Annotated in this window: 1 pseudogene; it reads left to right on the top strand. The window is 68.6% G+C overall.

What is annotated here, in order from left to right:
• Positions 1 to 420, top strand: a pseudogene (gene carB, locus MWC30_RS22025) (carbamoyl phosphate synthase large subunit); the annotation flags it as partial.

Consider the following 420-nt stretch of genomic DNA (forward strand, 5'->3'; position numbering starts at 1 on the left):
GGCGACGGCTCCCTGCTGCCCCCGGGGGCTCCGGTCTCGGTGAAGGAGGCTGTGCTGCCCTTCGCCCGGTTCCGCACTCAGGAGGGCCGCGTGGTGGACTCGCTGCTGGGCCCCGAGATGCGCTCCACAGGGGAGGTCATGGGCATCGACAAGCACTTCGACACCGCCTTCGCCAAGTCCCAGCAGGCCGCGAACAACCCGCTGCCCACCTGGGGCAAGGTCTTCGTCTCAGTGGCCAACCGGGATAAGCGCGCGATCATCATGCCGGTGAAGCGTCTGAAGGACCTGGGCTTCGAGGTGGTCTCCACCGGAGGCACTGCGGATGTGCTGCGCCGCAACGGCATCGAGACCGAGGGGGTCGCCAAGATCGCCGACGTCGACGGCGGTGAGAGCGGCACCATCCTCGAGGCTGTCCAGGGC

This window comes from Desulforhabdus sp. TSK (assembly GCF_022836495.1).
In the GTDB taxonomy this organism is placed as follows: domain Bacteria; phylum Desulfobacterota; class Syntrophobacteria; order Syntrophobacterales; family Syntrophobacteraceae; genus Desulforhabdus.